Origin of the sequence: Kitasatospora sp. NPDC093558 (assembly GCF_040683475.1) — a bacterium.
Classification (GTDB): Bacteria; Actinomycetota; Actinomycetes; order Streptomycetales; family Streptomycetaceae; genus Kitasatospora.
Map to the genome: position 1 here is coordinate 1 of NZ_JBFBDY010000333.1, position 6,960 is coordinate 6,960.

General features: G+C 71.2%; 6 protein-coding genes. 5 read left to right on the forward strand and 1 reads right to left on the reverse strand.

All coding sequences use genetic code 11. The features are described from left to right. The coding region (locus AB0O00_RS25410) for an ABC transporter substrate-binding protein (protein ID WP_363655433.1) at positions 1-1,494 on the reverse strand (1,494 nt) is incomplete at its 3' end. A gap of 368 nt (positions 1,495-1,862) precedes the next feature. Between AB0O00_RS25410 and AB0O00_RS25415 the strand changes: the two genes are divergently transcribed. The 5 genes from AB0O00_RS25415 to AB0O00_RS25435 form a co-directional block, all read left to right on the forward strand. Further along, a complete protein-coding gene (locus AB0O00_RS25415; RefSeq protein ID WP_363655435.1) occupies positions 1,863-2,852 on the forward strand; it encodes a TauD/TfdA family dioxygenase in 990 nt (329 codons plus the stop codon). 43 nt (positions 2,853-2,895) lie between these two features. Further along, positions 2,896-3,885, forward strand: coding sequence for an ornithine cyclodeaminase family protein (locus tag AB0O00_RS25420; RefSeq protein WP_363655437.1), 990 nt, complete (start codon positions 2,896-2,898; stop codon positions 3,883-3,885). Then, positions 3,876-5,213 carry a Y4yA family PLP-dependent enzyme gene (locus tag AB0O00_RS25425; protein ID WP_363655438.1) on the forward strand — a complete coding sequence of 446 codons (1,338 nt, stop codon included), beginning with the start codon at positions 3,876-3,878 and terminating at the stop codon, positions 5,211-5,213. The genes AB0O00_RS25420 and AB0O00_RS25425 overlap by 10 nt, the downstream gene beginning before the upstream one ends. A gap of 31 nt (positions 5,214-5,244) precedes the next feature. Then, positions 5,245-6,273: a cysteine synthase family protein gene (locus tag AB0O00_RS25430; protein ID WP_363655439.1), complete on the forward strand. Its 1,029-nt coding sequence runs from the start codon at positions 5,245-5,247 to the stop codon at positions 6,271-6,273. Between the two features lie 5 nt (positions 6,274-6,278). After that, positions 6,279-6,960 (forward strand): MATE family efflux transporter (locus AB0O00_RS25435; protein WP_363655441.1); only part of this gene is annotated, 682 nt, incomplete at its 3' end.

Consider the following 6,960-nt stretch of genomic DNA (forward strand, 5'->3'; position numbering starts at 1 on the left):
GGAGCCGGCCAGGTCGACGCCGTCGGCCATGCCCCAGAGCAGGTAGCCGGACTTGGCGTACTCGATCTCCTGCAGCTGGTGGAGCAGCTTGGTGCGCTCGGCCTGGTCGGCGGTGCCCATGGCCTTGCGGTAGGTCTCGTCGAAGGAGGGCTCGTTCCAGCCGGTCTCGTTCATGCCGGCGTCGGAGAGCATGGTCTTGGAGGCCAGGAAGACGACGGAGTCGTTGGTGCCCCAGTAGCTGGTGTATAGCGGGGCCTTGAGCCAGGTGGCGTCCCAGAAGACCTTGGAGTCCTGCTTGACCACGTTGATCTTCACTCCGGCCTCGCGGACCTGGGTGGCGAACAGCGTCGCGGACTCGGCGAGACCGGAGATGTCGTCGGTGGTGATCAGGTCGTAGGTCTTGCCGGTGTCGAAGCCGGCGTCGGCGAGCAGCTGCTTGGCCTTGGCGAGGTCGCGCCCCCGCTGGGGGATGTCCTTGGCGTAACCGGGGTCGCCGGTGCCGAGGATGTCGTTGGCGGCGCTGCCGTAGCCGGAGAGGATCTGCTTGACCATGGCGTCGCGGTCGACGGCCAGTCGCAGCGCCTCGCGGACCTTCGGGTCGGCGAACGGGCCGTCGGCGGTGCGCATCACGATCGGCATCGCCATGTCGTTGGGGCGGCGCAGTACCTGGACGTCCTTGCGGGACTCGGCGGTGCGGGCGGCCACGGCGCCGACGTTGGAGGCGACGTCGATCTGCCCGGCGAGGAGGGCGTTGGCCATCGCCTGCGGGCTCTCGAAGAGGCGAACCTCGATGGCGTCCAGCGGGGGCTTGCCGCCGTACCAGTCGTCGTTGCGGACCAGCCGGGCGTTGCCGTCGCGGTACCAGTCGAGTTTGAACGGACCGGTGCCGGGGGCGCCGGCGACGGCGTCGTCCTTGGTGTCCTTCTTGAGCACGAAGGTGGTGAGCCGGGTGAGCAGCGGAAGTTCGGCGTTGGGGTAGTCGGAGACCAGGACGACGGTCTTCGCGTCCTCGGCGCCGATGCCCTCGGGCTGGATGCCGGGCAGGCGGCTCTTGCCGGAGGGGGTGTTGCGCAGGCGCTTGAGCGACCAGACGACGTCCTCGGCGGTGACGGGGGTGCCGTCGTGGAACTTGGCGCCGTCGGCGATGGTGAAGCGCCAGGTCTTGAGGTCCTCGGAGGGCTTCCAGGAGGCGGCGAGGCGGGGTGCGGTGTTGGTCTTGTCGCCCGGGACGGTCAGGGTGTCGTAGAGCAGACTGATGATCAGGTAGTCGCTCTCGTTGGCCTGGGTGCCGTGCGGGTCGCGGGTGGTGGCGGAGGCCTTGCCGAGCGCGCCGACCTTCAGGGTGCCGCCGGTGCGGGGCTGTTCGTTCGCGGCGCCGGTGGGCGCGGCGTCCCGGGAGGCGCCGCCGCCCGCACCGCCGCCGCAGGCGGCGAGTGCGCCGATGGCTCCGATGCCGGCGCCGGCCCACAGCAGCTGTCGTCTGGTGACGCCCACGTTCGTTCCTCGATTCGGGTTGCGCTCGATTTGCTTAGGGTTACCTATCCTAAGTTTCGGTCGCTCCGCAAGCCGCGCGATGGGATCCGGCTCGAGGTCGGCCGGATCCGACTGGATGTCAAAGAACGCCCTGGCCCAGCCAATTGCGACCTCCCGTGAAGCTTCGGTGTGTACGAAGTCCGGACTGCACACATGTAGACAGTCGGGCAGGTAAGGCTTGCCTTACCTTGAAGTCGTTGTTACGTTCCTCGGTGTCCGGCAGCCCGAGCCGCGCCGGACCGACGACTTTCGCGTTGCCCTCGCCCCCTCAGCAGGCGCGGCGATGCCGCATGCCCGCACCCCTCCTGCCCGACACGGAAGGTCCCACCGTGCCCACCTGCCCTGCCCCGGTACGCCGACTCGACTCCGACGCCGCCGCGGAACTCACCTCCACCGCGGCCAAGCTGCTGGCCTTTCACGGCTCCGCCACCAGTCCCTACCTGCTGGCCGACCTTCCCGTGATGTGCGCCCAGCTCGGCGAACGGCTGCGGCAGCAACTGCGTCCGGTCGACACCCCGGACGGCCTGTTCGTGCTGCGCGGCCTCGACGTCGACGACGTACGTCTGGGGCCGACCCCGGGTCACTGGTCGACCGTCGGCGACGCGGGCGAGGTGTGGGACGTGGTGTTGCTGCTCGTCTCCACCCTGATGGGCACCCCGATCGCCTGGGACGGCCAGCAGGACGGCCGGTTCGTGCACAACATCGTGCCGTCACCCGGCCATGAGAGCGAGCAGACCGGCGCCTCCAGCTCCGTCCTGCTCACCCCGCACACCGAGGACGCCTTCCACCCCGGCCGCGCCCATCTCCTGCTGCTGTGCTGCATGCGCAACCACGACCGCATCGCCACCACGGCGGCCAGCGTGCGCCTGACGGCCCTGTCCGAGGCGGACACCGAGCAGCTCAAGCGGCCCGTCGCGCCGATCCTGCCCGACGACGCCTACGAGGAGGCCCAGCGCTTCGCCGGTCGGCCCGCGCCGGTGCCCACCCTTTTCGACTCGCCCGACGGCCTGACCATGCGCTACGACCCCGCCTACACGCCGCTGGACGAGGCCGACGGCGAATGGCGCGAGGCGTACGGGCGTCTCGGCGAGGAGCTGGCCCGCGTCTCGGTCGCCGTGGCCCTGGAACCGGGCGACATCCTGGTCGTCGACAACGACCTCGTCGTCCACGGCCGCGTCCCGTTCCGGGCCCGTTACGACGGCACCGACCGCTGGCTCAAGCGCGCCTCCGCCCGCGTCGAGGGGCGCCCCACCCGGCCGGGCACCGAAAAGGACGAGCACGGCTACGGCCAGGCCGCCCTCACCGCCTGGGCGGCCTGAACCCGCATCAGCCGCCGTCTCAACTACCCGAAAGGGCACCCACATGGACCGGGACGACACCACCCTGCGCATACTGTCCACCAGCGACCTCGCCGGTCTGGACATCCCCCTCGTCGACGTCGTCGACACCGTCGAACAGGCCTACCGGACCCTGGCCGCCGGCCAGTCCGACAACCCCCGCAAGCTCACCGTCAAGCCCGCCGACGGCCACTCCGTCTCCTACGCCATGCTCGGCCGCGACGGGGTCCGAAACGTCGTCGCGATCAAGACCTCCTACAAGCACGGCCTGCACGAGGGCCGCGAGAACCAGCACTACTACACGACGCTGACCATCTACGACGACGTCACCGGCCTACCCGTGGCGATGATGGACTGCTCCCGGATCGGCTCCCTGCGCACCCCGGCCGTCTCCGCCCTGCTGGCCCGCGAATGCGCCACGCCCGATGCCCGCACCGGCCTGGTGATCGGCACCGGCACCCAGGGCCGGCTCGCCCTGCCGTTCCTGCTCACCACCCTGCCGAAGCTGGACCGCCTGCTGCTGTCCGGCACCCACCCCGACGGCATCTCCGCCGTTCGCGCCGAACTCGCACGCCACTTCCCCGAGCGGGAGGTGGAGTTGGTCACCGACCTCAAGAGCGCCGCGCGCGAGGCCGATGTGATCGTCGCCACCGCCGGCGCCCACACCCCCGCCGCCGTCGAAGCCGACTGGCTCAAGCCCGGCGCCGTCTCCATCCTGGTCGGCCACGGCCTCGCCCCCTCCACGCTGCACCGCGCGGACCGGGTGATCGCCACCAGCGAGGCCCAGATGCGCGTCACCGGCACCGACATGGCCGACGCGGACGGCAACCTCCGCGCCGTCGACCTCGAACTGCCCGTCGCCATCGCCGGCGTCTCCAAGGCCCGGACCGGCCACGACCAGCGGATCTTCGCGTACAACAGCGGACTCGTCGTCACCGACATCGCCCTCGGCCACCGCTTCGCCCAGCTCGCCGCCGAGCAGAACCTCGGCACCGAGGTGGCCCTGTGGCGCTGACCCTTCCCGCCCACCCCGACGCGCTCGCCGAGCACGTCCACGCGAGCGGCCTGCTGTCCGAACTCGCCCACGGCCTCGGCGGCCCCTTCCACTACCTGCTGCCCGAGCGCTTCGACGCCAACCTGGCCGCCTTCCGCGCCGCCCTCGCCGATGCCGACGTCGAAGGCCGCGTCTACTACGCCAAGAAGGCCAACAAGGCGGCCGTGTTCGTCGACCGCTGCGCCGCCGCGGGCGCCGGTGTCGACGTCGCCTCCCTCGGTGAACTGCGCGAGGCACTCGGCCACGGCGTACGCGGCGAGGACCTGGTCGTCACCGGCCCGGCCAAGTCCGAGGAACTGCTGCGCGTCGCCGCCCGGCAGGGCGCGCTGATCGCCGTCGACGCCCTCGACGAACTCGACCGCCTGATCGCCGTCGGGGGCCACCGTCCGGTCCGCGTACTGCTGCGCCGACACCCGTCGGCCCAGCCTCGCAGCCGCTTCGGCCTCGATGACGAGCAGCTTCACGAGGCGCTGCGCCGGTGCGCGGCGGCCGGGGAGCGAGTCCGGATGGAGGGCTTCGGCTTCCACCTGTCCGGCTACGAGGTGGGACCGCGCGCCGACCTCGCCGGCGAGCTGGTCGAACTCTGCCTCAAGGCCCGGGTGTTGGGCCTGCAAGCCGACCGGATCAGCATCGGCGGCGGATTCCCCGTCGACTACGTCCCCGCCGAGGCCTGGAACGCCTTCCTGGCCGAGCAGGGCCCCGCGCACTACCACGCCGAAAAGGCCTTCACGGCAAGCGACTTCTACCCCTACCACTCGCCGGTCGCGGGCGCCGACGCACTGCGCGCCATCCTCGCCGCCAGCCCCGGCGGTCAGGGGCCGAGCCTGGCGAAGCGGTTGCGCGAGGCCGGGGTGATGCTGCTGCTGGAGCCCGGACGCGCGCTGCTGGACGGCGCCGGCTCCTCCGTCTTCCGGATCCAGGGCGTGAAGGACCGGGCCGGGTACGGCATCGCCACCGTGGACGGCACCAGCCTCAGCCTGTCCGAGCAGTGGTTCAACAGCGAGTACCTGCCCGAACCGGTGCTGCTGACCGAACGCGACGGTGACGCCGAAGTTCCCTACCCGGCGTGCGTCGGCGGTGCCAGCTGCCTCGACTCCGACCTCCTGACCTGGCGCAAGGTCGTCTTCCCCACCCGGCCGCAGGTGGGTGACCTGCTCGTCTACCCCAACACGGCCGGCTACCAGATGGACTCCAACGAGTCGCCCTTCCACGAGCTCCCGCTACCGCCCAAGGTCGTCATCGACCGAATCGACGGCGCCGGCCGGCCTCGCTGGCGCCTCGACCGTTGACCCCCACTCACGCCGTCCCGACGGAGCTTCAATGACCGACGCCCTGACCCGCCCCCCGGTGGTCAGCCGGATATCCGACCTCATCGGCTACACCCCGCTGTTCGAACTCGCCCGCGCCGACAACGGCGCCCGCCTGCTGCTCAAACTGGAGATGTTCAATCCCACCGGCAGCGCCAAGATCCGGATGGCCCGCCAGATGGTCCTCGACGCAGAGGAACGCGGCGAGCTGCGCGAGGGCGGCCACATCATCGAGTCCACCTCCGGCAACACCGGTCTCGGGCTCGCCGTCGTCGCCGCCGAACGCGGCTACCGCTTCACCGCCGTCGTCGACCACCACGCCGCAGTCGACAAGCTGCGCGCCATGTCGGCCATGGGCACCGAACTCGTCTACGTCGACGAGGACGGCGGTGAGGAGCTCCACACCGCCGCCCGCGAGGAACTCGCCGAGGAGATGGCGCGCGGCAAGGACAACACCTTCTTCACCGAGCAGCACAACAACCCCAGCAATGCCGTGGGCTACTACGCGGTCGGCCGCGAGATCGCCCAGGCCCTCGACAACCGGGTCGATGTGCTGATCGGCGCCGTCGGCACCGGCGGCGGACTGTGCGGCACCGCCCGCGAGCTGAAGAACGCCGTCCCCGACCTCACCGTCGTCGGCGTCGAGCCCAAGGGCTCCATCGCCTTCGGCCCGCCCGCCCACGACTACTACCAGTCCGGCACCGGCACCCCCGAAGGCGCCACCATCGGCCTGCTCGTCGACTACGACCTCATCGACGAAGGCGTCAAGGTCGGCGACGTCGAGGCCTTCGCCACCGCCCGCGCGGTCGCGCGCCGCACCGGTCTGCTCATCGGCGGCTCCGCCGGCGGCGTTGTCCACGAGGCCCTCTGCCGGCTGCCCGCCCTCGCACCGGACAGCGTTATGGTCGCCTTCATCAACGACGGCGGCGAGAAGTACATGGACACCGTCTTCAACGACGACTGGATGACCGCCCGCAACCTCCTCGACGAGGCCGTGGAGGCCGAGATCGACGAGACCCTCACCAAACTCCGCAGGAACTGAATCCCATGCAGCAGCCAGCCACCCTCGCCCGCGACAGCCGCGCCCTCGCCGCCCTCGCCGTCCCGCTCGCCCTCACCCAGCTCGCCCAGGTCGCTCTCACCACCACCGACACCATCATGATGGGCGCCCTCGGGACGGAGGCACTCGCGGCCGGCGGCCTCGCCCTGGTGATCTTCAACCAGCTGCGGACCATGGGCGTCGGACTCGGTACGGCCGTCGGCAACCAGGTCGCAGCCGCCGCCGCCCGCGCCGAACGGGCGGGGGCGGAGGAGGACGAGGGGGGCGAGGCCGACGAGAACGTGCGCGGCCTGGTCCGGGCGGCCATGGCCGTCGCCACCATCGCCGGCCTCGTCGGCGCCGTGCTGATGGTCCTCATCGGCCAGGCCGCCACCCGGCTCGGCCAGGACGCGGACGTCGCCCACCGTGCCCAGGGCATGCTCGCCGCCCTCGCCCCCGGCCTGCTGCCCTGCCTCTGGTTCCAGGCGATCCGCCAGTTCACCGTCGGCATGCGCCGCCCACAGGCCCTGCTACGGATCACCATCGCCTCCGTCGCCGTCAACGCCGGGCTCAACTGGGCCTTCATCCACGGCACCTGGGGCCTGCCCGAGCTCGGCTTGACCGGCATCGGCGTCGCCACCAGCAGCGTCTACCTGCTCTCCTTCCTCGCCCTGTACGCCTCCGCCCGCC

Excerpts from the sequence above, each read along its gene's own strand:
- AB0O00_RS25420 (WP_363655437.1), top strand. The coding sequence starts at position 2,896 with ATGGACCGGGACGACACCACCCTGCGCATACTGTCCACCAGCGACCTC.
- AB0O00_RS25430 (WP_363655439.1), top strand. The coding sequence starts at position 5,245 with ATGACCGACGCCCTGACCCGCCCCCCGGTGGTCAGCCGGATATCCGAC.